This is a genomic window from Microbulbifer sp. CAU 1566 (genome assembly GCF_023156515.1).
Taxonomy (GTDB): Bacteria; Pseudomonadota; Gammaproteobacteria; order Pseudomonadales; family Cellvibrionaceae; genus Microbulbifer.
Map to the genome: position 1 here is coordinate 1,186,688 of NZ_JALNMG010000001.1, position 26,074 is coordinate 1,212,761.

Here is a 26,074-nt window from a genome sequence, read left to right on the forward strand (position 1 = left end):
AAAAAATGGCCAATGTTCTGATTGTCGGCGCCGGCGGCGTCGGTCAGGTGGTTGCACACAAGTGCGCGCAGGTGGAAGAGGTGTTCGAGAACATCACCCTCGCCAGCCGCACTAAATCCAAATGCGACAAGATCGCCGATATGCTGCCGCGCAAGATCAATACTGCGGAAGTAGACGCCGATAACGTCGGGGAAATGGTCGCGCTGATCGAAAAGGTCAAACCGGACATGGTCATCAACGTGGCCCTGCCCTACCAGGACCTGCACATCATGGATGCCTGCCTGGAAACCGGCGTGCACTACCTGGACACCGCCAACTACGAACCGCCGGAAGAGGCCAAGTTCGAGTACAGCTGGCAGTGGGCCTACCAGGACAAGTTCGAAAAAGCCGGCCTGATGGCACTGCTGGGCAGTGGTTTTGACCCGGGCGTAACCAGCGTGTTTACCGCCTATGCCAAGAAGCACCACTTCGACCGCATCAAGACCCTGGACATCCTGGACTGTAACGCCGGCGATCACGGCCTGCCGTTTGCCACCAACTTCAACCCGGAAATCAACATTCGCGAAATCACCGCGAATGGCCGCTACTGGGAAGACGGCAAATGGATCACTACCAAGCCGATGGAAGAAAAGCGGGTGTTCGAATTCCCCGAAGGTATTGGCGAAAAAGACCTCTACCTGCTGTACCACGAAGAGCTGGAATCCCTCTCCAAGCACTTCCCGGAAATCGAGCGCGCGCGCTTCTGGATGACCTTTGGTGCCAGCTACCTGAAGCACCTCGAAGTGCTGCAGAACGTGGGCATGACCAGCATCGAGCCAATTGAATTCCAGGGCCAGCAAATTGTACCGATTCAGTTCCTGAAAGCGCTGCTGCCGGATCCGGCGAGCCTGGGCCCATTGACCAAGGGTAAAACCTGTATCGGCAACATCATCAAGGGTACCCCGCAGGGTGGTGGCGAAGATAAGATTTACTACGTCTACAACATCTGCGATCACCAGGAGTGCTTCAAGGAAGTCCAGTCCCAGGCGATTTCCTACACCACCGGTGTACCAGCGATGATTGGTGCCAAGATGATGATGGAAGGCAAGTGGATGAAGCCCGGCGTGTGGAACATGGAGCAGTTGGATCCGGATCCCTTTATGGCCGACCTCAACAAGTACGGCCTGCCCTGGCAGGAAACCTGGCTGGACAAGCCATTCGTGTAAAAACCATCAATCCCGGATCGCGAGATCCGGGATTTTTGCAATAGCCAGAAGCGAAACGAACTCTATGGATCTGACGCCCCGCAAAGACTACTTTGGCGAATTCGACCCCAGCCGCGTGCCCACTCCCTGTTTCGTCGTTGACGAAATCGCCCTGCGCGACAACCTCGAAGTGCTGGCCGACGTGCAGAAACGCAGCGGCGCCAAGGTACTCGCGGCATTGAAAGCCTTTTCCATGTTCAGCATCGGCCATATCGTTGCTGAATACCTGAGCGGCACCTGTGCCAGCGGCATCAATGAAGCAAAACTGGGCTTTGAAGAGTACGGCGGCAGGGATCTCGGCAAAGAGGTACACGTATTCAGTGCCGGCTACAAAGAGCAGGAGCTGAAGGAAATCCTCGGCTTTGCCCACCACGTAATTTTCAATTCCTTTTCCCAGTGGAAGCGCTACAAAGACATATGCTTGGATGCACAGAAACAGCGCCCGGAGTTGCAGTTCGGATTACGGATCAATCCGGAGCATTCGGAAGGCCACACGCCGATTTACGATCCCTGTGCGCCCTGTTCGCGCCTCGGCATCGTGCGTTCACTGTTTGAAGGGGAAGATCTGACCGGTATCAGCGGCCTGCATTTTCACACTCTGTGCGAGCAGGATTTCAAACCGCTGGAGCGCACTATCAAAGCGGTGGAAAAAAAGTTTAGCGACCTAATTCCGCGGATGCAGTGGATCAATTTCGGTGGCGGCCACCATATCACCCGCTGCGATTATCAGGTAGAAGAGCTGATCAGCGCGGTGAAAGCGTTTTCCGAAAAACACAAGGTGCAGGTTTACCTGGAACCCGGTGAAGCGGTCGCGCTCTTTTGCGGTGTTTTGGTGGGCGAAGTGGTAGACCTGACCTGGAATGGCAAGAACCAGGCAATCCTCGATGTTTCCGCCACCTGCCATATGCCGGATGTGATCGAGATGCCTTACCGCCCGGAAATTACCGGTGCCTGTCTGCCGGAAGAGCTTCCCCACGCCTATCAGCTAGGCGGACAGAGTTGCCTGGCGGGCGATCGAATTGGCGAGTACAGTTTTGCCGAGCCGCTTAACATTGGTGACCGGATTGTGTTTGAAGAGATGGCCTATTACACCATGGTCAAAACCAATACCTTTAACGGGATTCCACTGCCCTCCATAGCACTGTGGAATTCCGATACTGATGAACTGCGTTTGATCAAAGAATTCGGCTACGCGGATTTCAAGGGCCGGTTGTCTTGATGTTACTCCGCCGCTTCTCACTTTGCTTGAGGCGCGGTGGCGGTGAAGCACCGGGGGAAAGGTTTCAAAACCGCTGTAAATACATCCCTGTACGCTGCGTCGGCGACGTCCCTGTCGCCGACGCTTTTGAAACCTTTCCCCCGCCGCTTCACCTTTAATTCAGATTCCTGTGCGTCGTAAGCCATTTTTGCTAACCAGGCTACGAAGCGCGAAATTTCATGCGAAGGCAGAGTGCCGGGTGCGGGTTTTCAGGAGCGTCGCAAACAGGATGTTTGCGCCGCAGCGCCCAGGGATGGGTTCACAGCGGTCCTGAAAACCCGCACCCGGTGCTCTGCCGCCACCATAGGTTAAAAAAGGCCACGAGCGCCAAACCGCAGAGTAAGCACAATGCACACAGAAGACCCCAATATTTTCCTCGGCTCTGAAATCGAACAGCCGAAACCGGAAGACGCCCTGTTCCATGTCCTGCCAATTCCCTATGAGGAAACCGTCTCCTACGGCGGCGGCACCGGCAAAGGGCCCTCATCCATCATCGAAGCGTCCCACCAGTTGGAGACCTACGACAACTTCTCCTACCCCTGCGAGCTGGGCATCTACACCCGCGATGCCGTGGATGTCAGCGGCTCCGCAGAGCAGGTAATGGAAAACATCGCCAGCGCCACCAGCGAGATTCTGAAGCTCGGCAAAATGCCCGTGGGAATTGGCGGCGAACACTCAGTCACCTGGGGCATCATCAAAGGCTACCTGGACGCCGGCATCAGCGACTTCGGCGTGGTACAGATCGACGCCCACGCCGACCTGCGCGACCGCTACGAAGGCCACAAGCACAGCCACGCCAGCGTCATGCGCCTGGTGTGCGAGGCGGGGATCCCGCTCTATCAGCTGGGCATCCGCGCCTACTGCGAAGAAGAGATGGAAGCGCGTAAACAGTACGGCGTGCACTATCTCGACGCCCACCAGCTGGTGCCAACCCAGGTGCAATCCATCGAGCTGCCACAAGACTTCCCCAGCAAGGTGTTCTTCACTCTGGATATCGACGGCATGGATCCATCGGTCTTCCCGTCCACCGGCACCCCGGTTCCCGGCGGTCTCGGCTGGTACCAGACCCTGAACCTGTTCGAGTCCGTGGCCAAACAGCGCGAGATTATCGGCTTCGACCTGCTGGAATTCGCCCCCATCGAAGGTTTCCACGCCTATGAGTTCGGCGCGGCTCAGCTACTCTACAAGCTGATGGGGATAGTCCAGCGCAACCGCACCTGACCGCCGGGAGAGATTGCCCAATACTCCTGCCGGACGGCCATTGCAGGCTGGCTCCCCTATCGCGTATTGATGGCCGGGGAGTCACCTGCTCCGGGCGCGGCGGGCTGACAATTCTTAACGATCAGCCGCCAGCCACCCGTAGCGCAGCGCCCCGATAGCGGTTATTATTTGTTCAATAGTAAGTGCTCGCTTCGCGGGGGATTTAATGAAAAAAGCGGTAAAAATTCTATTGTTCAGCGCAGGCCTGGTGACGCTTCTGTCGTTCGCCTTTGCCGCACCTGCCGATGCACGGGGCTACCATGGTCATGGCCACGGTCACGGTCACGGTCACGGATATGGACACCGGCACGGCTACTGGGGACCGCGCTACCGCGGCCCGCGCATCGGCTTTGGTATTGGTGTGACGGTACCGGTATTGCCCGGCGGCTTCGTCAACCTGGCGGTAGGTGGCAACCCCTATTACTACGGCGCTGGCCGCTTCTATCGCCCGGGGCCCGGTGGCTATGTCGTGGTCGCAGCGCCACTGGGTGCGTCGGTGCTGACCCTGCCCGGCAGCGCGGTGCAGGTACAGATTGGCGGCTTTACCTACTACCAGTACGGTGGCGCCTATTACCAGTGGCAACCGCCGATCAATCGTTATGTGGTGGTTCCACCGCCGGCTGGCGTGACAACCACGACCACCACCGTCACCACCACAACTGGCCCGGCACCCGGCGGTGCCATGTTCAACCCGGGACAGGTGGTTGAGACATTGCCCACTGGCTACACCGCGGAAGTCATCAACGGCGTGCAGTACTACCGCTATGGCGGCCACTACTTCATGCCCACCCAACGGGATGGCCGCGAGGTCTACGTCGTCGTTCAGGTGTGACCGCTGTGCGAACGTGCAGATAAACCTAGGGGCCCTCGGCGGCCAGCCCGTGATAGCGGGCGAAATCGCCGAGGGCCTTGTTGAATCCGGCCAATAGCCCACTCTTCGGTGTCTCGCACCAGTGCAGCGCCTTGATCCACAGTATTCCCGCCTCGCGATCCGCCTTCAGGTCCACCACGCCGGCAAACCCGTCCCGATACAGAATCGGCAGGCAGAAGTAACCGAACTTTCGTCTGGCCGCCGGCACGTAGCACTCCAGCTGATAGTCGAAATCGAACAGGCGCTTGAGCCGCTTTCTCTGCAAGACCAGAGGGTCGAAAGGTGACAGCAGGCGCACCTTGCGCGGCACCGGCGGCGGTTCACACTCCAGGTCTTCCACCAGAACCAGTTCCTCACCCCGCTTGGCCAGCTCACCGCTTGCCAGCATCTCCTCGACCGCTCCCGCCACCAGCGGCTTGTCGTGTTTGCGCAGGTATCCAATCTCGCCGGTACGCCCTATTCCCTGGGCACGCAAATAGGTTCGCACCAGGTAGCGTCCGTATTCTGCCGGGCTCGCCGCTGCGGTTTCCACAGTTGCGGGCAGCAGTCTCTCAGGCAGGTCGAACACCTTCTGGAAACCCTCGCGATGGCTCACCATCAATTCACCCTCGTGGAACAGTTGCTCCAGCGCCTTCTTCTCTTCACTCCAGGTCCACCAGCCACCCTTGGCGCGCACGAAATCGCTGGCCCTGAGGGGCCCCTCGGCGCGAATCCGGTCCAGTACAAAACGGCACAGTTTGGCGTTTTTCTCGAACCAGTGATTCTGTCCCTCGCGAATACTGTCCATGCGCAGGCGCGCAAATCGATAGTCATCCACAGGCAGATAGGCAGCGGCGTGGGACCAGTACTCAAAAATATGCCGTTGCCGCTCTGCATCGGCCAGTGCCCGGATTATCCCGGCTTCGCGCAGCCTCGGCAGCCGGGTGTGCAGCTGGTGCAGATGCGCGCGCGTGATCACCTGTATGGAATCCAGTTGTAGCGCCCCGAGATGGCCAATCAAGCTGCCCACATCGTCGGGCCAGGGGTTGTATACATACTGGCGCGCCAACACCAGTGCGCGGGCGCGATCCGCTGGCAGTGGTGGCACTTTGGTATAGGCTTTCAAGAATCACCGCTCTCGTATCTGGCTCAGCCGAAATTGGGATATTACAGAGAATAAACAAGGAGCATCGTATGAACCACCGACAAGGTTCACTGGCGTTACTGGGTATCCTCAGCTGCCTGCCGGGCTATCTGACGGCCGCAGCCTGGACGGAAGGGAAATGGATCGACCTTTCCCACGACTTCGCCAAAGACACACTCTACTGGCCCACGGCGGACAAATTTGCCAAGAGCACGGTATTCGCCGGGGAAACCGACAAGGGCTATTACTACTCCGCCTACAATGTGGCCGCCGCGGAACACGGCGGCACCCATGTGGATGCGCCGGTCCATTTTGCGCGCGATCATATCAGCGTGGACAAAATTCCCCTGGAGCAACTGATCGGCAACGGCATCGTGATCCGCGTAGAGGATCAGATCGGCAAGCGGGATAAGTCGGACAAGCCGGATAGGAACTATCTGATTTCCATCGCCGACATCGAGCGCTGGGAAAAGCAACACGGACCTATCGAAAAGGACAGTATCGTTTTGTTCGATACCGGTAGTGCCCAGTACTGGCCGGATGCAGAAAAATATATGGGTACGGCAGAACGCGGCGAAGCGGCAGTGGATAAGCTGAACTTCCCGGGACTATCGCCGGAAGCCGCGATCTTTCTGGCAGAGAAGCGCGGCGTAAAAGCGGTGGGTCTGGACACCCCGAGTATCGACTACGGCGCCTCGCGCTTGTTCAAAACCCATCGGGAATTATTCAAACGGAATATTCCCGCACTGGAAAATGTCGCCAACCTGAAGGCATTGCCGGACAAGGGCTTCACCCTGATTGCACTGCCGATGAAAATTCGTGGCGGCAGTGGCGGACCGACCCGGGTGGTTGCCTTTCTGCCGGCACGTTGAATGTCCGGCGCGTTGAATTTTCAGGAGCGTGCCGCTGCGGAGGGTAATACCGCCGCCGCGGACTGTTGCCGGACCAACTGCAGATACAGCACCTGATAGGTTGCCGGCAGGCCTGCCGCAGTGCGCTGGTGCTCGTAGGCTTCGGTCAGCCTGCGCAGTTTTTCCCGGCTCAGCAGTCCCTTGCCGGCCCCGTGATTTACATTGTGAGCGCCAATACTTTTCAGCTCACGCATCAGGGTTTTGACGTTGTCGAAATGCAACGCACGCTGCTCCCTGGTCACCACGCATTTCAGCTGATTGTTCACGCAGGCGCTGTGCCAGTCTTCTACGGGCAGGAAGCGATTCACATGCACATTCCTGTCTACCGCCGCCCAGCTGGTTTCGAGTTCCTGCAGGGTTCCCGGCAGCAGAGTGGAAATCAGTGCATTCCCCTCGGGTGACATTACCCGACGAATTTCCGCAAACAACGGCGGCAAGCGATAACACCACTGCAGGGCAAAACTGGAAAATACCAGATCGATACAGTTGTCCGCCAACGGCAACTGCTCTGCGTCCGCAGCCACATAGCCGTTACTGACCGGGCGATGTTCGCGGGCATAACCCAGCATCTCCGGGGCCAGATCCAGCGCGATAATGTGTGCATCCGGGAAGCGCTTGCGCAACAGCTCACTGCCGTAACCGGTACCGCTACCCAGATCGAGAATACGTTTTGGCGCCCAGCCGTCGCCGGCGCGGCTGATTAATTCGCGGCACACCGCCCGCTGCAGGTAGGCAGCGGCATCATAACTCTGGGCAGCGCGGCCAAAGGCGCGGGCCACGGAGGATTTTTCCAGCGGCGCAGAATGCAATTCCTGCGCGACAAAACTTTCGATCAGCGCGGCTAAGGTTGCGGGCTGGCTCAGATGCGGGCAGTGACCCGCCCCGGCCATCACTTTGACCTGCGCGCTTGGGATTTTGGTTTCCGGGACTTCGATTTTGTGTGCCGCCGCAAGCGGTACCAGCGCATCGCCTTCACCGAAAATATGCAGGGCGGGAACCTCAAGGGTTTTCAATAAGTCGCGGTTATCCAGCTCGCCCAGACAGTCCAGCGCATGGCTCCAGCTGTCGGGGATGGACAGCGGCTGCCAACCCTTGAGAATTTTCAACAACCCGCGCATTGCGGAATCACCGCGGGCCTCCAGTCCACAAAAACGCTGCCAGTTTTTTTCCGGCATGGCGCGTTGCGCGCGGCAAAAATCCGCGAAGGTCGTTTCGTCCATGCCCGGCCAATCGTTTCGGGCAACAAAGCTGCCGTTGGCGGCAATGGTGATCAGCGCGCGGACTTTTTGGCTGGTCGCAGCGAGCCGCACGGCCAACATGCCACCCAGAGACCAGCCCAGCAGCAGGCAGTCATCGGGCAACTGTGAATCCAGCTGTGCAACAAGCGTTTCGGTATCCGGCCAGGATTCCTCGATGCGCGCACCGAAGCCCGGCAATTCAATATTGGTGACTTTTCCGGTAAGACCTTTCAACTCATCCAGCAGCGGCTGCCAGCAACAGGCATCCCCGCCCCAACCATGAATCAGCGCGATGTTCATGCCGGCACCTCCACAGGCGCAAGCGCAACAGACAGCGCGCTTAACAGACCATCAATCTGCGCTTCGCTGTGTGCCGCAGACAGCGTAATACGCAAACGGGCCGTGCCGGCGGGCACGGTCGGCGGGCGAATCGCGCCCACCAGATAACCCGCATTGCGCAATCGCGTGGCTACATCCAGCACTCGCTGTTCACAGCCGAGCACCAGTGGCTGAATCGCGCTGCCGGAGTTCTCCAGTGGAAGATTGCGCTCGGCGGCGCGGCGGCGGAAGTAGTCGATACGCTGCGCCAGTGTCTGCTGCAGGGGTGCCTTGTGCATCAGCTTCAGCGCGCGCAGGCACCCGGCAGCTACCGCGGGCGGCATGCCGGTGGTGTAGATATAGGTGCGTGCAAACTGGGTGAGGTAATCGATCAACGTCTGCGAGCCGGCAACAAAGGCACCGGCGTTACCTGCAGCCTTGCCCAGAGTACCCATCACGATGGGCGCAGTATCCTGATCGAGTCCCGCGGCAGCAGCGCTGCCGGCACTGGGGCATTGTTCGCTGCCCATAACACCGAAGCCATGGGCCTCGTCCACCAACAGCCAGGCATCGTATTTTCGGCACAGCGCCGCCATTTCGGCGAGCGGCGCGGTGTCGCCGTCCATGCTGTAAACGCCATCCACCGCCAGCAATATCCTGCCATCGCTTTTGTTGCGTGCACGCTGTAGCTGAACGTCCAGCGCAGCAAGGTCATTGTGGGCGAAACGCAGATACTGGGCGCCACTGATACGACCACCGTCGATCAGGGAAGCGTGATTGAGTTTGTCCTGCACCACGAAATCGCCGCGGCCGACAAGTGCATTGATGATCCCGACATTGGCCATATAGCCGCTGCCAAACAGCAATGCTGCCTCGCGCCCGGTCATCTCGGCGATTTTGTTCTGTAATTGCTGGTGAATTGCGAAGTGACCATTGACCAGGTGGGAGGCAGTGGCTCCCGCTCCCAGCAATGCACCGCGCTGTTGTGCAGCAATCACTTCAGGATGGGTGGCGAGACCGAGGTAGTCGTTGCTGCTGAAGGTAATCAGCTCAGCGCCGTCGACAACCGCTACAGGCCCCGGCGCGGCATCGAGGATTTTGTGCTCACGGTACAACTGCTGCGCCCGGCGCTCGGCCAGGCGCGTGTTGAGAAAATCCTGCAGACTGGACAAAACTGCGGCTGCGCTTACGCCTTGGCGGCGTCGTAGAAGAATTGATCGTTCTGCTGCTCGGCGATCTGTGCCTGCAGCTCTGCTTCCACCGCAGTCTCATCTTCGTACTGCTGGTACTCCTCCGGCTTGATACCGAGGCGGTTAAACAGCTGCATATCCTTGTTGGCTTCCGGGTTGCCAGTGGTCAGCAGTTTTTCACCGTAGAAAATGGAATTGGCACCGGCAAGGAAGGCCAGCGACTGCATCTCATCGTTCATGGACTCGCGGCCAGCGGACAGGCGCACGTGGGACTTTGGCATCATGATGCGAGCCACGGCGATACAGCGGATAAACTCAAACGGATCGAGATCTTTGTTGTTTTCCAGCGGCGTGCCGGCCACTTTCACCAGCATGTTGATGGGCACGGACTCCGGATGTTCGGAGAGATTCGCCAACTGCATCAACAGACCCGCGCGATCTTTTTCCTCTTCCCCGAGACCGATAATGCCGCCGGCACAGACCTTCATGCCCGCCGCACGCACATTCGCCAGAGTATTCAGGCGGTCTTCATAGGTACGGGTAGTGATGATATCGCCGTAGTATTCCGGCGAGGTATCCAAGTTGTGGTTGTAGTAGTCCAGGCCCGCATCCGCCAGGCCCTTGGCCTGCTCATCGGTAAGCATGCCGAGCGTCATACAGGTCTCCAGCCCCAGCGCCTTCACCTCTTTCACCATCTGGGTGACATAGGGCATGTCTTTTTTCTTCGGCGAGCGCCAGGCGGCGCCCATGCAGAAACGGGTAGCACCGCTGGCCTTGGCCGCGCGGGCCTCTTCCACCACCGCTTCCACCTTCATCAGCTTTTCGCGCTCGAGACCGGTATCGTAGCGGGCGCTCTGCGGGCAGTAGGAACAGTCTTCCGGGCAGGCGCCGGTTTTGATGGAACAAAGGGTACTCACCTGAACCCGGTTGGCATCAAAGTGCTGGCGGTGCACCGTCTGTGCGGTGAACAGCAGATCGTTGAACGGCAGCGCGAACAGATCCAGTACCTGCTGGCGGGTCCAGTCGTGGCGGACCTGGCCGTAAATGGAGGAAGCGGAAGACATTTGCGGGTTGGCAGTCACAGGAATTATTCTCCTCGGGCGACGGGACCGGCGGGACTCAAGCGGGACTGCTGAGTCATGGCGGCGAATCACTACGTCGTGGCGCTTCTAGCGCGGGTTTCCATTAGATTCCGTAAAGGCCTGCCAGTGTAGCGGTGACCCCTTCGCTGTCAACCAAGAGAACCAGCTTTGGTTTACAGGTCCCGTTTTACCGATAGGCAATCAGGGAGGATTGCGATGTCGATACGGAGAATACTGAGCCAGATCGTTGATCGCTCGATCGACCGGCACCTGGCACGCTGCCTGCTCTGCGGCTCTGCCGAGGAGGTCCGATTCGGCACCTGCTCACCTTGCCACCAGGACCTGCCCGCTCTGGGCCACGCCTGCCAGCGCTGCGCACTACCACTTGCAGAGGCAACCGACCGGCAATGTGGCGGCTGCCTGCAACAGCCGCCACCCCAGGCCTGCAGCCACGCCTGCTGGTACTACGCCTATCCGGTGGCACAACTGATACAGCGCTTCAAATACCAGCGCGATTTCACCGCCGGCCGCACCCTGGCGGAACTGGCAGCGTTCCAGCTCGCCCCCCAGATAAAAGACGAACAGCGCCCGGACCTGCTGGTGCCGGTTCCCATGCACTGGCGCAAGCAACTGTTCGAACGGGGTTACAACCAGGCCCAGCTGATCGCGGACATTCTCGGTAAGCACTGGCACATCCCGCTGGATAACCGCGCACTGCGCAAAATCACCGCCACGGACAGCCAGCAGAAACTCAGGCGCACCCAACGGCGCAAGAACCTGACCCACAGCTTTGTCGCACACCCGCGGGTCCGGGGCCTGCACATCGGATTGGTCGACGATGTGATTACCACCGGGGCCACCCAGGAAGCGGCAGCACAGAGCCTGCTGGATGCTGGCGCCACACGGGTGAGCAGCTATGCCCTGGCCAGAACCCCCTGACTTTCAACCAATTTGCCCCAGCGACCGCCCGGTACTCCTGTACCGTTTCCTAGACCCAAGTGACCCGTATCGGCACAATAGTCGCCCTTTGCAACCGCTGTGCAAAAAAACACCGGCTGCTATCGTTTATACAAGGTCTCTACAAGAAGGTCGCCTGTGGAAACAGGCGCGACGCACAGGATGAAGTTTGATGAGTGAGTACAAGATGCCCCGCGGCATTGTGATCAGTGGCACCGGTCTGTGGACGCCTCCGGATACCATCAGCAATGAAGAGCTGGTGACCGCGCTCAACACCTTTGCGGACAAGTTCAACCGTGAGAATGCCGATGCCATCGAGGCCGGTGAGCTGCAGGCCAAGCCGCACTCCTCGGCGGAGTTCATCGAAAAGGCGTCCGGCATCAAAAGCCGCTATGTGATCAGCAAGGAAGGCATCCTCGACCCCGAGCGCATGCGCCCCTATATTCCGGAGCGCGCCGATGACGAGCTGAGCCTGCAGGCCGAGATGGGTCTCAAGGCTGCAAAGCTGGCGCTGGAAAAGGCCAACAAGAAGCCGGAAGACATTGACGCGGTTATCGTTGGCGCCTCCTACCTGCAGCGCGCCTACCCCGCCATTGCCATCGAAATCCAGAGCGAACTGGGCGTCGACGGTTTTGCGTTTGATATGGAAGTGGCCTGCTCTTCCGCCACCTTCGCGCTGCAGCGCGCGGTGGATGCCATCAGCTCCGGCTCCGCCAAGGCAGTGCTGGTGATCAATCCGGAACTGGCTTCGCCGCAGGTGGATTACACCGACCGCGACAGCCACTTTATTTTTGGTGACGTGGCGGTTGCCTCGGTGGTGGAACGCAAGGAAAACTGCAACTCGGACACCGCTTGGGAAATTCTCGGCACCAAAGCCAAGACGGTTTTCTCCAACAATATCCGCTCCAACTTCACCTATACCGCGCGCGCCGCGGATGTGGATCCCTTTGGAGAGGGCAAGCTGTTCCGCCAGAATGGCCGCAAGGTATTCAAAGAAGTTTGCCCCATGGCCGCGGAACACCTGGAAAGCCAGGTGCAGGAACTGGGCATGGCGCCGGCCAACATTGATCGCTGGTGGCTGCATCAGGCCAACATCAATATGAACAACCTGATCGCGAAAAAGCTGATGGGCGACGACGCCACCATTGAGCGCGCACCGATCGTACTGGACCGCTTTGCCAACACCGCCTGTGCCGGCTCGGTAATCGCGTTCAACCTGCACAGCGACGACCTGCCCGTGGGCAGCAAGGGTGTGATCTGCTCCTTTGGTGCGGGCTATTCCATTGGCAGCCTGGCGCTGGAAAAAATCGCGGTCTGACACAAGCGACATTCAAAGTGCGGCTGTCACACGGCAGTGTTGCCGCCGCACTCGTCGCGCTAAAAGTTCTTAGCGGTGGGGCAGTACCTGCGCCACCAGTTTCTGGTAATCGGACGTTTCGCGAATAGCGGCCAACTGCGGATCGACATTCAGGAATACCATCGAGTGCGAACGCTGGTCATAGGCCCGCTGCAACCAGGTTCCAGCGGCCTCGGGACCCGCCAGCGCGAGATAGGCCTTGGCCATTTCGTAGGACGGCAGATAAGCATCCGGCGTATTCAGGCCTTTCAGCAAGGTCACCGCTTCCTCCCGGTTGCCACTGAGTGCAAGCACCCGGGCCAACGAGGCCACACCAATGGCACTGCCACCCGAACGCGCGACATTCTCCCGCAGAGACGCGATGGCCCCGGGATAATCACCCATGGCTTCCTGCGTCCACCCTCGCCACAAATAAACCAGTTCGAATTCCGGGTTTAACTCCTCCACCAGCGCCAATTGTTCTAGCGCGGCCTGGTGAGCCCCGGCGTGGTAGAGCACCCATCCCAGCGCCGCATTGGCGATGAGCGACAGCGGATCCAGCTCGGTGGCCTTGCGCATTTCCCGCTCCGCTTCATCGAACCGGCCAGCCGCCACCAGCAGATTCGCATACCACTGGTGTGCCTTTGAGGAATCGGGTTTAAACGCGATAGCCTGTAGAAAGCGGGCTTCGGCTTCCGCCAGGTCCCAGTCGTGATAAAGCGCCACATACCCCAGATTAGCCTCAGCAGAGGCATTGGCAGGGTCAAGCTGCAGCGTACGCCGGGCAGCACCGCGGGCACGCGTAAAGGCTTCTGCGGGCGGCAGGTAATCGTAAAACCCGAGCACCGCCAGGGCGTCGGCCAACCCCGCCCAAGCAGGAGCGTATTCCGGTGCAAGAGCGATCGCTTGTTCAAAGTATTCAACGGCCGCCTTGAGGTCTCTCTCAGAGCGCCGGTGCCAGTAAAAACGCCCTTTGAGATAGTTGTCGTAGGCCGCCGATGAAATCCCCGCGGCCCGCGGTCCCAAATCCCGCCCGCTTTGCAATTTGCCCGCGAGGGCGCTGGCGACTTGCAGCGCAATATCTTCCTGCACCGAAAAAATATCGGTCAGTTCCCGCTGATAGCTTCGCGACCACAACTGGTAACCGTTACTGGTATCAACCAACCGGACATTGATACGCAACTGCTCGCCATCCCTGCGCACACTGCCTTCTACCAAGGCATCGGTTGCCAGAAGCTTGCCGATACCACGCGCATCGAGCCCGGACTGCTGCAAGGAAAACGACGAGGTTCTGGATACAACATGTAGACCGGGAAAGCCGGACAGGCGGTTCAGAATGTCATCCGCCAAGCCATCACTGAAATAGTCCCGCTGATAATCTTCACTGGCATTCACAAATGGCAAAACGGCAACCGATTCAAAATGCCTCGGCGCATTCTTTCCGCTCTCGGGGAAGGGCACCAGCTGGTAGATAAAAAATGCGAATGCCATCAGTAGGCTGCCCGCGATGACGGCTAACGACCGGCGATGGTTTGGGGAAAGCGGCGTATTTACCGGGGCGGGCTTATCCGGGGTAACGGTTCCAGTGGATTCTGACGCATCCTCCCCGGTCGTCACCGGCGCGACAAACCGGTACCCCTGCCTGGGTATCGTTTCGATAAAGCGGGAACTGCGTGCGGAATCACCAAGGGCCTGGCGCAATTTGCGCACCAGAGTGTTCAGGTTGTCATCGAGAATGCCACTGACATCATCGGGCCAAAAGTCGCGACATACCTGCTCCCGGGTCACCAGCTCCCCCGGCCGGGCGAGGAGCAACAACAACAGGCGCAGGGGCTGCTCCTGAACAGCCACCACTCTGCCGCGGCGAAGCAGCCGCTGGCGCTCGGTATCGAGCTCAAACTCTCCGAAACACAGTGTCGCCATTCGCCACCCCGAGTCTGGCCTGCTGACTTTCTGCGCCATGCACGCAGTTCATGTGTACCGCTAACTATTTGATTTAAAGGGAAATGCCAGTTCAGGTAAAGATCAGCCGGCAATTCATTGTGACTATTGAGCGGGGTTGGTTGTATAGGGGCGAGTCTCAAGCAGACGTCGAGGCTTTCACAGAGCATTTTGCCAATGGGGTCCGTACCGGACCTTGATTGCCCATCCGGGTAACTAATTAGGAGAACCGAAACATGCGTAATTCATTGATTGCATTCGCCCTCATGATCGCCAGCACTGCGGTATTTGCTGGCGACAGCCACCAGTACATTATTGAGCGCACCATTCCCGGCGCGCAGAACCTGACGCCGGCTGAGCTCAAGTCCATTTCGCAGAAATCCCGCGCCGTACTCGAATCCCTGGGGCCGGAGATCGTGTGGCAGCAAAGCTATGTGGCCGAGGATAAGTTCTATTGCGTGTATCAAGCGCCCAACAAAGAAATCATTGCCAAGCACGCCAAACTGGGCGGATTTCCCGCCGATAAAATCGTCCAGGTAAGCGGAATTATCGGGCCAGCCTCCGCCGAGGATTGATTGGAGCGGCTGAAAAACCCCGAGGGAGATTGGCGCAACGCCGGTCTCCTTAACCCATGGTTTTGTGGTCGCAGCCTACCTTTTCACAGGCGCTGGCCACACGCGCTGGCCACAAGCGCTGGTTCCGCGGAACTGGGTCATCAGCATTTAGTCCCCAGCGAGGCTGGCGGTAAATTCCAGGTTGGGTGGAGAGGCGCTGCCGGGTTAGCATAGCGCCCCATTTTGCATGAGCTTCGCGAGGCTCAACGGAGCGCCGCCATGACCGATTCCGTGAACGACCATTCACACCTGCAACCCTCCGCTCACCCCTACGACGCGCTCACCCCGGACCGGGTGATCGACTGTGTGGAAAGCGTGGGCCTGCTGTCTGACGCGCGCATCTTCCCCCTCAACAGCTACGAAAACCGCGTTTACCAGGTGGGTATCGACGAGGCGCAGCCGCTGATCGCCAAGTTCTACCGACCCGGGCGCTGGAGCGACGAGCAGATCATCGAGGAGCACCAGTTTGCACTGGAGCTGGCAGAGGCAGAAATTCCGGTAGTGGCACCGCTGGCGTTCGACGGGCGCACCCTGATGGAAGCCCACGGTTTCCGCTTTGCGCTGTTTCCCCGCCGCGGCGGCCACCAGATCGAGCTGGACAACTTTGACCACCTGGAGCAGGTGGGCACCATGCTCGGGCGCATTCACGCCATCGGTGCAGCGCGGCCATTCAACCACCGGACCAGCCTGTCGCTGCAGCGTTTTGCCATCGACAGCCGCGACTTTATTCTCGCCGGCGATTTTCTGCCGCGGGAGAATGTCGAGGCCTACGCCACCGTGACCGCCCATATCATTGAGCGGATAACCCCGTTTTTTGAGCGCGACTGGCCGACCCTGCGACTGCACGGCGACTGCCACAGCGGCAACTTTTTATGGCGGGATGAAACACCCTGGTTTGTGGATCTGGACGACTGTATCCAGGGGCCGGCGATCCAGGATATCTGGATGCTGATCTCCGGCAATCGCGCGGAGCAGACGGCCTATCTCGATACCGTGGTGGAGGGCTACGAAACCTTCTACGCTTTCGACCCACAACAGTTGCAGCTGGTGGAACCGCTGCGCTGCCTGCGCCAGATGCACCACGCCGCCTGGCTGGCGCGGCGCTGGGAAGACCCGGCCTTCCCCATGGCCTTCCCCTGGTTTAACTCCCCCCGCTACTGGGCGGAACATATTCTGGCCCTGCGCGAGCAACTCTCGGCCCTGCAGGAACCGCCGCTCACCCTGGGCGCGATTTAAGGTGCGGCCCTGGGTGTCGATTAACAAGGAGTAGTACCCGATGGAAACTGTGAAGACCGAAGAAATGGCACAGGACCAACTCTGGAGTGGTATCCGCAAGGACGTGGCGGTGCAGGTGGAGCGCGAGCCGATCCTGGCGAGCTTTCTGCACGCCACCATTCTCAACCACAACACGCTCGAGGCCGCGCTCAGCTTCCACCTCGCCAACAAGCTCGACAGTGCGGTAGCGCCGGCACTGCTGATCCGAGAAGTGATCGATGAGGCGCTGGAAAGCGACCCCGCCATTGGCGAAGCCGCGCGTGCGGACCTCAGCGCCGTCGAGCAACGCGACAGCGCCTGCCACTCCCTGTACGAGCCCTTCCTGTTCTTCAAGGGGTTCCACGCCCTGCAGGCCTGGCGCGTGGCCCACTGGCTGTGGCAACAGAATCGCCGCTCGCTGTCGCTGTTCGTGCAACACCGTATCTCGGTGGTATTCGGGGTCGACATTCACCCGGCCGCGCAACTGGGGCAGGGCATTCTGCTGGATCACGCCACCGGGATTGTGATCGGCGAGACCGCGGTGGTGGAAGACAATGTCTCCATCATGCAATCGGTCACCCTCGGCGGCACAGGCAAGGAATCCGGCGACCGCCACCCGAAAGTGCGCTGCGGCGTACTCATTGGCGCCGGCAGCAAAATTCTCGGCAATATTGAAATCGGCCGCTGCTCGCAGATCGCCTCCGGCAGCGTGGTGCTGAAAGCGGTGCCGGAGAAATCCCTGGTGGCCGGCGTGCCCGCCAAAGTCATCGGCACCGCCAGTTGTGACCAGCCTGCGCTGTCGATGAACCAGTGTGCCTTATCTCAGGTGGATCAATTGCGCTGATTCTGCTGTCACAGGTTGCAACAAATAGATACCGCACAGAAACCGCAGGACTATTCTGTAACCATGAAATACAGTCTCAGCGCCAAAAATCTCGTCTGCCGCAATCTGGAAAACAAAGCCGGATACTGCGCAGATCTTGTTAATCCCAAGCAGAGCAAGGAAATCACCGGCCTGCTGCGTACCGACAGCGGCCTGCTCTCCACCCGCTTCAACCAGGTGGTGAGCAACGCGGTGATGCAGCCGCGCATCCTGCAACGCTTTGTGGTCGACTACTTTGCCGAGCGCCACAGCCCCTTCTCCCTCTGGCACTGCGCCAGCAAACCCCTGGACGATACCGCCCTCGCGGAACTGCACCTGGTGCGCCAGGCGCCAAAGATCGCCATGGCCGCGGAAGTGAAGCAGCTGGCTGCGGAAGAAGCTGAAGTGGATGGGCTGGAGATCCAGTGCGTCACCACGGCCGACGGCATCATCGCCTTTGGCGACCTGATCGCCGAACTGCAGGGCAACCCGCGGGAACACGCCCAGATCAAGAAATTCTACCGCCAGCTGTCGGAGCTGCCGGAACACAAACATAGCCGTTTGAAACTGTTTATCGGTGAGTATCAGGGCAAGCCGGCGGCCACCGGTTGCCTCTTTTCCTCCGCCGATGCCCTCGGCTTCTACGACCTGGCAACCCTGCCGGAATACCGCGGCCGCGGTATCGGCAACGCCCTGTTCCAGCACCTGCTGGGCGAGGTGCTGCACAGCCACCACAAACACGTGGTGGCACTGGTGGGGGAAGATCAGCAGGACCTGTGGCTGAACGCCGGCTTCTACGCCGTGGGCGAGCTCGCCCACTACGACTTCACCCCCGAGCGCGGTAGCGCCCACCTGCCGAATGGTGGTGAGCAGGCGTCAAAAGGCATGAGTGACGAAGCGGAAAACGGCGACCTGGACGACGGCCGCCGGAGCGCCTGAAGCGTAGACCGATTCAGGCGCGCTCGATCGGGAAGGCAATCACCTCATCAATGCGCCCGGCGCCGCAGGCCAGCATCAGCAAGCGGTCCACCCCCAGCGCCACCCCCGCGCAGTTCGGCATCCCCGACGCCAGCGCCTGCACCAGACGCTCCTCATAGGGCAACACCGGCTTGCCGCTGTCCTCACGGAAGCGGTGGTCGGCCTCAAACCGGCGCTGCTGCTCCGGCGCATCCGTCAGCTCCCAGTAACCGTTCGCCAACTCCATACCACCCACATAAGCCTCAAACCGCCGCGCCACCGGCACCCCCAATTCGTCGTCCTCCACCCGCGCCAGCGCTGCCTGGGTCGCCGGGAAGTCGTACACCAGGGTAATCCCCTCGCCCATATTCGGCTCGATATGGTGGCTCATCAGCAGGTCCAGGCACTCATCCCTTCCTGCCGGCTCAAACGACAACTCCAACACCCGCGCCACCACCGCTTTCAACTCCTCAAAAGGCGCCCGATGTGGATCCACCCCCAGCTGCTGCAAAAACAGCGCGCGATAGCTGTAAGACCGCACCCGGGAAATCTTCAGCAACCAGGAAAGAAACTCCCCCACCTCAATCATCAACCGGTGATCGTCCCAGCCCACCCGGTACCACTCCAGCATGGTGAACTCCGGATTGTGCCGCCCCCCGGCCTCACCATTGCGAAATGCCTTGCCCAGGTAATAACAATCCCCGATGCCCGCCGCAACCAGCCGCTTCAGCCCGAACTCCGGACTCGTTGCCAGATAGGCGGGCGCACCGCTGCAATCGGCGGTGATCGAATCGATATGGGGGTCACTGGTAGCCCGGCGGGACAACACCGGCACTTCCATTTCCAGTACCTGGCGCTCGCTGAAAAAGCGGCGGATATCCGCGAGTAGGGTTGCGCGGCGGCGGAGGTTTTCCAAGGGCGCAGTAGGGCGCCATGAAGAGGAGTCGGGCATAGAAATTCCCAGAGGAAACTGGCGGACTTAGTTTATGCGTGCCAAATGGCAGAGATATAAGGGGAGAAGGCGAGGCGCCGGGGATAGGTTTTCAGGAGCGTCGGCGACATGGACGTCGCCGACGCAGCGTACAGGGATGTATTCACAGCGGTCCTGAAAACCTATCCCCGGTGACTTGCCGCCACCACACCAGAATAACGGGAGCAGTGGTAGCAGAATCGATCAGTCTTCCTTGGCGCGACCCAGGTATTCCGCAGTACGGGTATCCACCTTGATGGTCTCGCCGATTTCCAGGAACAGCGGCACCTTCACCACTGCACCGGTAACCAGAGTCGCCGGCTTGGTACCACCCTGGGCGGTATCACCGCGTACACCCGGATCGGTATCGGTAATTTCCAGAATCACATGGTTGGGCGGAGTCACCGCCAGCGGCGCACCGTTGTACAGAGTCACCACGCAAACATCCTGCTCCTTCAGCCACTTGGCCGCATCGCCCACGATATTCGCGTCCGCCTGATGCTGCTCAAACGTCTCCGGCTCCATGAAATGGAAAAACTCACCATCGTTGTAGAGGTATTCCATATCCCGGTCCATCACATCCGCACCTTCCAGGCTCTCACCAGAGCGGAAAGTACGCTCCCATACCCGGCCGGTCTTCAGGTTGCGCAGCTTCACACGGTTGAACGCCTGGCCCTTACCGGGCTTCACGAACTCATTGTCCACAATGGAGCAAGGGTCGCCGTCCAGCATCACCTTCAGACCGCCTTTGAATTCGTTAGTGGAATAAGTAGCCATGAGTTCCTCGAAATATCAGCATTAAGCCGTCAAATTGATTAAACTTCGCGCGGCCCGAAAGGGACCATTCAGCAGCAAACCGCCACCGCGCCAAAAAACAGCCCGCTATGATACAGCACCGCCAGCCCGCCCGTGAAATCAACAGCGTCGAAATCGCCAACTCCGGCGACGAGACCCTGCACCCGCGCCGCTGGCAGGAAGAAATGGCCGACCTATTGACCGATCCGCAACAGCTCCTCGACCTGCTGCAACTGGCCCCGGAACAGCTGCCCCAGCTGACCGCCGCCGCCGGGCTGTTCCAGCTGCGGGTACCGCGGCCCTTTCTGAATCGCATCCGCCCCGGCGATCCCAAAGACCCGTTACTGCTGCAAGTATTGCCCACCGGCGCCGAACTGCAGCCTACCCCGGGCTTCAGCGACGACCCGCTGGACGAGGCCAACGCCAACCCGGTGCCAGGGGTAGTGCACAAGTACCGCGGCCGCCTGCTGCTGATCACTGCCGGCCAGTGTGCGGTCAACTGCCGCTACTGCTTCCGCCGCGCCTTTCCCTACAGCGACAACCACCTCAGCCGCAACCAGTGGCAGCAGGCCCTGGACTATATCCGCGCCCAGCAGGACCTGCGGGAAGTGATCCTGAGTGGCGGCGACCCGCTGGTGATGAGCGACCGCCAACTTTCCTGGCTGGCCGGCGAACTGGCGCAGATACCGCAGCTGGACAAACTGCGCATCCATACCCGGCTGCCGATTGTGGCGCCATCGCGGATCAACGACGAATTCCTGCAGTGGTTTGGCAACAGCCGCCTGAAACCAGTGCTGGTACTGCACTGCAACCACGCCAATGAGATCGACACTGCCGTGCGCCAGGGCCTGGCCAAACTCAAGGCCGCGGGCGTGACGCTGCTGAACCAGGCGGTACTGCTGAAAGGCGTCAACGACGACCAGGACGCCCTCGCCGACCTCTCCGAAACCCTGTTCGATGCCGGTGTCCTGCCCTATTACCTGCACCAACTGGACCGGGTGCAGGGCGCCGCACATTTTGAGGTGAGCGACGAGCGCGCCCGCGCCTTGGTCGAAGCCATACGCCAGCGACTGCCCGGATACCTGGTTCCCAAACTGGTGCGGGAAATTCCGGCGGAAAAATCCAAAACCCCGATTTGACCCGGGCTAACCCCACCCCTCGAAAGAGCTAATGCGCGACCTGTTCGCGAATTTTTCCAATTTTTTGTGGGATTTTACCCACACTTTCGTCGCCGTTTTCCACATACACAATTGTGTAACGGCAACCGCTTCGTATACTGCAAGGACATAACACCCGGTTATCGCCATGCAGGAAGCAGCAGAGATTGAGATCGGGCCACGAGCCCGGTCTGGCACCGAAGCCACACCACCAGATAACAACCCCGCTAACAGCCGCCGGCAGCCAGCAGATGCCATGGCGGATAATTCGACAGCGCCCGACTCCCCCACACAAAGCCCACCCAGCCGAGCCCGGGCGACACCCACGCCGAACCTGCTCGAACGACTTTCTCCCGGGCCCCAGGACCTGAAACAGCTCACGTGCGGCTGCCACAATCACCGCCAGCTCAAACGCTGGATTTGCAGTTATCTGCAACAGAACCCCATTGATCACAAGACCCAGCGCAATGCCGGCACCCTGCGCAGCCTGCTGGCCGAGATCACGCGCTGGACTGCCCCGGCATCACTGCGCCTCGCCAGCCTGGAAATACTGCGCCCGATTATCCTGGCCCACTGCGATCTGCTGGCGCTGTCGCAACTGCAGGGGAAAGACGCAGCCAATCAGGGCCACGGCCAAACCCAGGAACAGCGCCGCGACCTGCTGACCGCCGCCATTCTGTACCAGCATCAGGCCCTCGCTTATACCAGCGCCTGTGTGCAACTGGTGCGGGAGCCACACACGCTCCTCTACCGCCGGCGATTGGCTCGCGCCCTGCACCGGGGCATCGACAGCTATCGCCAGCTGATCCAGGTCAGCAGTCACTTTTACCTGGCGACGCCAAAAAATTGCTGGGGACGCATGCAACGCCTGCTGCAGCTGGCCCGCGAACAGCATCTGGCACAGCGCCGGGTCCTGGACCCTCTCGCAAAAGGCCTGAGCGCCGCCAACCCGCTGCGACTTTTCAGCCGCTGGGAAACACCCGCCCACCCCTACCTGCAGGTCGCCCTGTTTGCCAGTGCCAACCCCCTGCAACTCGGCGTAAACGAGCAGCAACAACTGTGGCAGTGCTGCGACCGCTGGGCGCGCCAGAGCAACCTGCTGGACAACCCCCAACCCGGGGCCAAAGGGCTTGTTGCCAGCCTCAAGCTGGACCAGCCCCCGATACCGGCGGTGCGCCTGCGTCATAGCCGGGTGGACATGAAGCACTTCTCGGCACCGCTGGGCTGGTCGATTGACCTCCGGGGGCCATTACAACAACTGCAACGCTGCCTGCGCCGCCCCGGGAAATTGTCACCGGACATGCTGCTGCAGGTTCAGGCTCTGTGGGATGGTGAAAAAGGTCGCGACGGCCAGCGCACACCCGTGGATATTCGCTGCGAGGTCGTCCTCGGAATCAGCGCCATCTGCCACCACCTCAAGCAGGGCGATGAACCAGCCCCGGAACTGACAACGACTTTCGCCCCCAACGAAAGCGGCCAGCCGGAACAGCGTCTGGTCATGGAAGTGGATTCCATCGACTACCACACCGGTCGCGCCCTGAAAGATTACGAAGTCTCGATACCCGGCAACTACCCCGACAACTACGCCAACAACCACGCCGATAACCAAGCCGACGACTACTCCTGTGCACTGCCCAGTGCGCCATCGGTCGGTCGCAGAAATAAAGACACAGCCAATACCCAAAAACGTTACCAGCCCATTGCCGCGACCCTGCTGAATACCAGTAACAGTGGCGCCGGCCTGCGGCTACCGCCGGATACCCAGGGGCGCCTGCACAGCGGCGACCTCATCGCTCTGCGGGTCAACTCCCGCTGGGAGATTGCCCTGGTGCGCTGGCAATACGCACTTCCGGAGCAGTGCCGCGCTGGAGTGGAAATGCTCGGTGGCCATACCAGTGCTGTGCGCGCGCACCGCCATATCAAGGGTGGACGCCGCAGTGATCCCATCGCAGGACTGCTCACCGGCGATGCGGGCCACCCGCCGGAGCTGTTGTTGCCCACGCCCCTGTTCCAGCAGGGCGATAGGGTGGACATAGTGGCCGCCGGCCAGACCCGCACGGTAACGCTGCACCAGCAAACCCTGGCCACCGGCAGCTTCGCGATTTTCGAGTTTTCCTGAGTTAGCCAAGAGGTACCCAAGAGGCCCCGAAAGGGTCTCTTGACGAAGAACTGAGTAAGAAATAACAGTTTATTGTCAGATTCCGGAACCATATCCCAGAGTGCGCAGCCCGCACTTGTTTGCAGTGTTTTTCCCGGCCTACACTAGCCGGTTCGCGGCCCCAGGGATGATGCGGGCAGACAACCGGTACAGCAGGGAAGCGGTATTACAGATTTAAAAGAACAGCACCGCCGCGACGCAGTACAACAGGATTACAATGAGCAGCGACAACACCATCCGCCTTCTTCTGATTAACGACACCCCGGCCGAAGCCCAGCGCCTGGTGAGCATGCTGCACAACGCCGGTCGCCCCAATCGGGCCCAGCACGTCGCCAGCGAAGCGGCCCTCACCAAACTGCTGCAGGAACACAGCTGGGACCTGCTGATCGCCGCCGAGCAGAGCAAACAGCTCGAAGCCGCCACCGCTATCCGTACTATCAGCAAGCTGCAGAAAGATGTTCCCACCATTCTGCTCAGTGAGCGCGAGGGCGCACAGCCGGTAGTCGAAGGCCTGAAAAGCGGTGCCCGCGACGTGGTGACCGTCGACGAAGACCAGCACCTACTGCTGGTGATCCAACGGGAACTCGCTGCCCTGGAGGAGCGACGCCAGGCACGCCTGCACGACCGCCGCTACCACGCCACCCTGAACCGCACCAAGGAACTGCTGGACAGCTCCAAAGATGCCATCGCCTACATTTCCGACGGGCTTATCGTCTACGCCAATGAGTCCTTCGCCGAGCGCTTTGGCTACAAAGACCGCGACGATATCGAATACCAGCCACTGATCGACATGCTCACCGAGGGCGAGCAGCCAGACGCCCGCGACTTCCTGCGCCAGTGCGCCATCAGCAACAACGAGGTGGAAGCCCAGGTGTGGCAGTTCACAGCCAAAACCGCGAACGGCACCCCGCTCTCGACCAAAGCCGAAGTGCTCTCAACCGTCTATGACGAGGAGCGCTGCCTGCAGGTGCGCATTGCCGCCAGCAGCGGCAACACCGAAGAGCTGGAGGCCCAGCTCAGCGAAGCCAAAAACCGCGATGCCGCCACCGGCCTGTACAACCGCCAGCGCTTCGTGCAGCTGCTGAACAATGCCATCAAATCCGCCGCTGGCTCCCATCGCACCGGCGGCCTGATGTATATCGAAATCGATCGTTTCGAAGAATCCGTACAGCAAATCGTAGGAGTCGCCGGCGCCGACGATCTGCACAAGAAATTCGCCGAGCTGCTGCAGAGCAGCGTGCGCCGCGGCGATATCGTCGCCCGTTATGGTGAAGACAGCTACTGCCTGCTGATGCCGGAAACCACCCCGGACAGCGCCGAATCGCGCTCCAGAGAGCTGCTGCAAAAAATTGCCGACACCATCTTTGAAGCCGCCGGCAAAACCCTGCATATCACCGCCTCCATCGGTATCTCGCTGCTGAGTGAAACCTCCGGTAATGCCGACAAGGTGCTGGAACAGGCCTCCAAAGCCCACGACCAGGCGATGACACAGGACAAGGGCAACAACTTTGCTCTGTATGAACCCGACAGCGAACAGCAGGGCGACGCCGACACCTATCATCGCGCCCGTGTCACCCAAGCTCTGGAAGCAGGCAATCTCAAACTTCTGTACCAACCGATCCTCAGCCTGCAAGGCAGCGGCGACAAGCTGTATGAAGTTCTGGTGCGCCTCGTCGACGGCAAGGAAGAACTTGCCCCCATCGCCTTTTTGGAAGCCCTCGGCGATGCCGGCCTGTCCACCAAAATGGACCGCTGGGTAATCCTCAGTGCCATCAAAGCCGCTGCCGCCCAGCGCGCCAAAGGCGAGGATGTGTCGGTACTGCTGCACCTCACTGCCGCCTCCCTGAAAGACACCAGCCTGCCGGCCTGGCTCGGCGTGGCCTTCAAGGCCGCCAAAGTGCCGCCCAAAGCCGTCACTTTCCAGCTGCGCGCGGAAGACATCAACAGCCACCTCCACGCTGCGCGCGACTTCGCCAAGCTCGTGCAGGACATGGGTTGCCGTGTCGCCGTCTGCCACTTCGGTACCGGCCTCAGCCCATTCAAGGCACTGGAACACGTCAAAGTAGACATTGCCAAAGTCGACGCTTCCTTCGTGCGCGAAGTTCAGGACGAGGGCGAAGACAGCGAAGCGCTGGTCAAGCTCGTCGGCCAGCTAAAAGAAATCAACACCCAGGTCATCGTTCCCCACGTGGAGCAGGCCAGCATGCTGCCCACCCTGTGGCAGTCGGGCACCGACTTTATCCAGGGCTACTACGTGCAGGCGCCCGGGGATGAAATGGATTTTGATTTCAGTCTGGACTGATCGCTCCTTAGCGCGACGCTTACGCACGCTACCTTTTCCACACAAGCCGGCCAGGTACATAGCCCTCTGCAAGCAATTGACAGAGGGTTTTACGGCCGCAACCCGCTCGCACAACAATCTCTTTGCGATAAGACGGCCCTCCGCGCGCCCTTCACTCTTGCTGCGTACAAACACCCACTCCGAAAACACGCCCACAACCGTGATTGGCAGCATTTTTTCCTACCTGAAAGCAATGTTATAGTCTGAAGTTCCGATTGCTGGTGGCTACCTGACTTA

The 26,074-nt window shown here is 59.9% G+C and carries 21 protein-coding genes; 14 read left to right on the forward strand and 7 right to left on the reverse strand.

Annotation, left to right across the window (positions count from 1 at the left end; translation table 11 throughout):
- Window positions 1-5: 5 nt before the first annotated feature.
- The 4 genes from M0G74_RS04960 (at window position 6) to M0G74_RS04975 (ending at window position 4,594) form a co-directional block, all read left to right on the forward strand.
- Window positions 6-1,205: a saccharopine dehydrogenase family protein gene (locus M0G74_RS04960; protein WP_160152153.1), complete on the forward strand. Its 1,200-nt coding sequence runs from the start codon at window positions 6-8 to the stop codon at window positions 1,203-1,205.
- A 64-nt stretch (window positions 1,206-1,269) separates the two neighbouring features.
- Window positions 1,270-2,463, forward strand: a complete 1,194-nt coding sequence (gene nspC / locus M0G74_RS04965; protein ID WP_248215197.1) for a carboxynorspermidine decarboxylase — start codon at window positions 1,270-1,272, stop codon at window positions 2,461-2,463.
- 387 nt (window positions 2,464-2,850) lie between these two features.
- Window positions 2,851-3,723 carry an agmatinase gene (gene speB / locus M0G74_RS04970; RefSeq protein ID WP_248215204.1) on the forward strand — a complete coding sequence of 291 codons (873 nt, stop codon included), beginning with the start codon at window positions 2,851-2,853 and terminating at the stop codon, window positions 3,721-3,723.
- A 205-nt stretch (window positions 3,724-3,928) separates the two neighbouring features.
- The gene (locus M0G74_RS04975; RefSeq protein WP_248215207.1) at window positions 3,929-4,594 is read left to right on the forward strand and encodes a DUF6515 family protein; all 666 of its coding nucleotides are present in this window, start codon (window positions 3,929-3,931) and stop codon (window positions 4,592-4,594) included.
- 25 nt (window positions 4,595-4,619) lie between these two features.
- On the opposite strand, the gene M0G74_RS04980 is transcribed toward M0G74_RS04975, so the two are convergent.
- Window positions 4,620-5,738 (reverse strand): crosslink repair DNA glycosylase YcaQ family protein, encoded by a 1,119-nt coding sequence (locus M0G74_RS04980; protein WP_248215209.1) that lies wholly within the window; start codon window positions 5,736-5,738, stop codon window positions 4,620-4,622.
- A gap of 68 nt (window positions 5,739-5,806) precedes the next feature.
- Here M0G74_RS04980 and M0G74_RS04985 point away from each other — a divergent pair, with 68 nt between their 5' ends.
- Complete coding sequence (locus tag M0G74_RS04985) at window positions 5,807-6,628, forward strand: cyclase family protein (RefSeq protein ID WP_248215212.1); 822 nt, start codon at window positions 5,807-5,809, stop codon at window positions 6,626-6,628.
- A 20-nt stretch (window positions 6,629-6,648) separates the two neighbouring features.
- Here M0G74_RS04985 and bioC read toward each other — a convergent pair whose 3' ends face one another.
- From bioC to bioB, 3 genes are read right to left on the reverse strand one after another with little or no spacing between them, the layout of a single operon-like run.
- Window positions 6,649-8,205, reverse strand: coding sequence for a malonyl-ACP O-methyltransferase BioC (bioC, locus tag M0G74_RS04990; RefSeq protein WP_248215215.1), 1,557 nt, complete (start codon window positions 8,203-8,205; stop codon window positions 6,649-6,651).
- Window positions 8,202-9,395, reverse strand: coding sequence for an 8-amino-7-oxononanoate synthase (gene bioF / locus M0G74_RS04995; protein ID WP_248215217.1), 1,194 nt, complete (start codon window positions 9,393-9,395; stop codon window positions 8,202-8,204). The genes bioC and bioF overlap by 4 nt, the downstream gene beginning before the upstream one ends.
- A 14-nt stretch (window positions 9,396-9,409) precedes the next feature.
- The gene (gene bioB / locus M0G74_RS05000; protein WP_160154800.1) at window positions 9,410-10,477 is read right to left on the reverse strand and encodes a biotin synthase BioB; all 1,068 of its coding nucleotides are present in this window, start codon (window positions 10,475-10,477) and stop codon (window positions 9,410-9,412) included.
- A 234-nt stretch (window positions 10,478-10,711) separates the two neighbouring features.
- On the opposite strand from bioB, the gene M0G74_RS05005 reads away from it, so the two are divergent.
- Both M0G74_RS05005 and M0G74_RS05010 read left to right on the forward strand, forming a co-directional pair.
- The gene (locus M0G74_RS05005; protein ID WP_248215219.1) at window positions 10,712-11,434 is read left to right on the forward strand and encodes a ComF family protein; all 723 of its coding nucleotides are present in this window, start codon (window positions 10,712-10,714) and stop codon (window positions 11,432-11,434) included.
- 190 nt (window positions 11,435-11,624) lie between these two features.
- On the forward strand, window positions 11,625-12,770 hold the full coding sequence (locus M0G74_RS05010; protein WP_248215221.1) for a beta-ketoacyl-ACP synthase III: 1,146 nt from the start codon (window positions 11,625-11,627) through the stop codon (window positions 12,768-12,770).
- A gap of 69 nt (window positions 12,771-12,839) precedes the next feature.
- Here M0G74_RS05010 and M0G74_RS05015 read toward each other — a convergent pair whose 3' ends face one another.
- Window positions 12,840-14,711, reverse strand: a complete 1,872-nt coding sequence (locus M0G74_RS05015; protein WP_248215223.1) for a tetratricopeptide repeat protein — start codon at window positions 14,709-14,711, stop codon at window positions 12,840-12,842.
- Window positions 14,712-14,965: 254 nt separating this feature from the next.
- Between M0G74_RS05015 and M0G74_RS05020 the strand changes: the two genes are divergently transcribed.
- The 4 genes from M0G74_RS05020 (at window position 14,966) to M0G74_RS05035 (ending at window position 18,398) form a co-directional block, all read left to right on the forward strand.
- Window positions 14,966-15,304, forward strand: coding sequence for a DUF4242 domain-containing protein (locus M0G74_RS05020; protein ID WP_201276903.1), 339 nt, complete (start codon window positions 14,966-14,968; stop codon window positions 15,302-15,304).
- A gap of 258 nt (window positions 15,305-15,562) precedes the next feature.
- Window positions 15,563-16,579 carry a serine/threonine protein kinase gene (locus M0G74_RS05025; RefSeq protein ID WP_248215224.1) on the forward strand — a complete coding sequence of 339 codons (1,017 nt, stop codon included), beginning with the start codon at window positions 15,563-15,565 and terminating at the stop codon, window positions 16,577-16,579.
- Window positions 16,580-16,643: 64 nt separating this feature from the next.
- Window positions 16,644-17,441: a serine O-acetyltransferase gene (gene cysE / locus M0G74_RS05030; RefSeq protein ID WP_248215316.1), complete on the forward strand. Its 798-nt coding sequence runs from the start codon at window positions 16,644-16,646 to the stop codon at window positions 17,439-17,441.
- Between the two features lie 63 nt (window positions 17,442-17,504).
- Entirely contained in the window at window positions 17,505-18,398 is an 894-nt protein-coding gene (locus M0G74_RS05035; RefSeq protein WP_248215226.1) for a GNAT family N-acetyltransferase, read from the forward strand.
- Between the two features lie 13 nt (window positions 18,399-18,411).
- Here the strand turns inward: M0G74_RS05035 and epmA are convergent, their stop codons facing one another.
- Together epmA and efp are read right to left on the reverse strand one after the other, a co-directional pair.
- The gene (gene epmA, locus M0G74_RS05040) at window positions 18,412-19,368 is read right to left on the reverse strand and encodes an EF-P lysine aminoacylase EpmA (RefSeq protein WP_248215228.1); all 957 of its coding nucleotides are present in this window, start codon (window positions 19,366-19,368) and stop codon (window positions 18,412-18,414) included.
- Window positions 19,369-19,590: 222 nt separating this feature from the next.
- Window positions 19,591-20,163 carry an elongation factor P gene (gene efp / locus M0G74_RS05045; RefSeq protein WP_160152140.1) on the reverse strand — a complete coding sequence of 191 codons (573 nt, stop codon included), beginning with the start codon at window positions 20,161-20,163 and terminating at the stop codon, window positions 19,591-19,593.
- A gap of 107 nt (window positions 20,164-20,270) precedes the next feature.
- On the opposite strand from efp, the gene epmB reads away from it, so the two are divergent.
- The 3 genes from epmB (at window position 20,271) to M0G74_RS05060 (ending at window position 25,798) form a co-directional block, all read left to right on the forward strand.
- Window positions 20,271-21,320 carry an EF-P beta-lysylation protein EpmB gene (gene epmB / locus M0G74_RS05050; protein ID WP_248215230.1) on the forward strand — a complete coding sequence of 350 codons (1,050 nt, stop codon included), beginning with the start codon at window positions 20,271-20,273 and terminating at the stop codon, window positions 21,318-21,320.
- Between the two features lie 166 nt (window positions 21,321-21,486).
- Window positions 21,487-23,457, forward strand: coding sequence for a hypothetical protein (locus M0G74_RS05055; protein ID WP_248215232.1), 1,971 nt, complete (start codon window positions 21,487-21,489; stop codon window positions 23,455-23,457).
- Window positions 23,458-23,713: 256 nt separating this feature from the next.
- Window positions 23,714-25,798 (forward strand): EAL domain-containing protein, encoded by a 2,085-nt coding sequence (locus M0G74_RS05060; RefSeq protein WP_248215234.1) that lies wholly within the window; start codon window positions 23,714-23,716, stop codon window positions 25,796-25,798.
- Window positions 25,799-26,074: the final 276 nt, after the last annotated feature.

Excerpts from the sequence above, each read along its gene's own strand:
- M0G74_RS05020 (WP_201276903.1), top strand. The coding sequence starts at position 14,966 with ATGCGTAATTCATTGATTGCATTCGCCCTCATGATCGCCAGCACTGCG.
- efp (WP_160152140.1), bottom strand. The coding sequence starts at position 20,163 with ATGGCTACTTATTCCACTAACGAATTCAAAGGCGGTCTGAAGGTGATG.
- M0G74_RS05055 (WP_248215232.1), top strand. The coding sequence starts at position 21,487 with ATGCAGGAAGCAGCAGAGATTGAGATCGGGCCACGAGCCCGGTCTGGC.
- M0G74_RS04985 (WP_248215212.1), top strand. The coding sequence starts at position 5,807 with ATGAACCACCGACAAGGTTCACTGGCGTTACTGGGTATCCTCAGCTGC.
- epmB (WP_248215230.1), top strand. The coding sequence starts at position 20,271 with ATGATACAGCACCGCCAGCCCGCCCGTGAAATCAACAGCGTCGAAATC.
- M0G74_RS05005 (WP_248215219.1), top strand. The coding sequence starts at position 10,712 with ATGTCGATACGGAGAATACTGAGCCAGATCGTTGATCGCTCGATCGAC.
- M0G74_RS05010 (WP_248215221.1), top strand. The coding sequence starts at position 11,625 with ATGAGTGAGTACAAGATGCCCCGCGGCATTGTGATCAGTGGCACCGGT.
- nspC (WP_248215197.1), top strand. The coding sequence starts at position 1,270 with ATGGATCTGACGCCCCGCAAAGACTACTTTGGCGAATTCGACCCCAGC.
- M0G74_RS05015 (WP_248215223.1), bottom strand. The coding sequence starts at position 14,711 with ATGGCGACACTGTGTTTCGGAGAGTTTGAGCTCGATACCGAGCGCCAG.
- speB (WP_248215204.1), top strand. The coding sequence starts at position 2,851 with ATGCACACAGAAGACCCCAATATTTTCCTCGGCTCTGAAATCGAACAG.
- M0G74_RS05035 (WP_248215226.1), top strand. The coding sequence starts at position 17,505 with ATGAAATACAGTCTCAGCGCCAAAAATCTCGTCTGCCGCAATCTGGAA.
- bioB (WP_160154800.1), bottom strand. The coding sequence starts at position 10,477 with ATGTCTTCCGCTTCCTCCATTTACGGCCAGGTCCGCCACGACTGGACC.
- M0G74_RS04960 (WP_160152153.1), top strand. The coding sequence starts at position 6 with ATGGCCAATGTTCTGATTGTCGGCGCCGGCGGCGTCGGTCAGGTGGTT.
- M0G74_RS05060 (WP_248215234.1), top strand. The coding sequence starts at position 23,714 with ATGAGCAGCGACAACACCATCCGCCTTCTTCTGATTAACGACACCCCG.
- M0G74_RS04975 (WP_248215207.1), top strand. The coding sequence starts at position 3,929 with ATGAAAAAAGCGGTAAAAATTCTATTGTTCAGCGCAGGCCTGGTGACG.
- M0G74_RS05025 (WP_248215224.1), top strand. The coding sequence starts at position 15,563 with ATGACCGATTCCGTGAACGACCATTCACACCTGCAACCCTCCGCTCAC.
- cysE (WP_248215316.1), top strand. The coding sequence starts at position 16,644 with ATGGCACAGGACCAACTCTGGAGTGGTATCCGCAAGGACGTGGCGGTG.
- epmA (WP_248215228.1), bottom strand. The coding sequence starts at position 19,368 with ATGCCCGACTCCTCTTCATGGCGCCCTACTGCGCCCTTGGAAAACCTC.
- bioC (WP_248215215.1), bottom strand. The coding sequence starts at position 8,205 with ATGAACATCGCGCTGATTCATGGTTGGGGCGGGGATGCCTGTTGCTGG.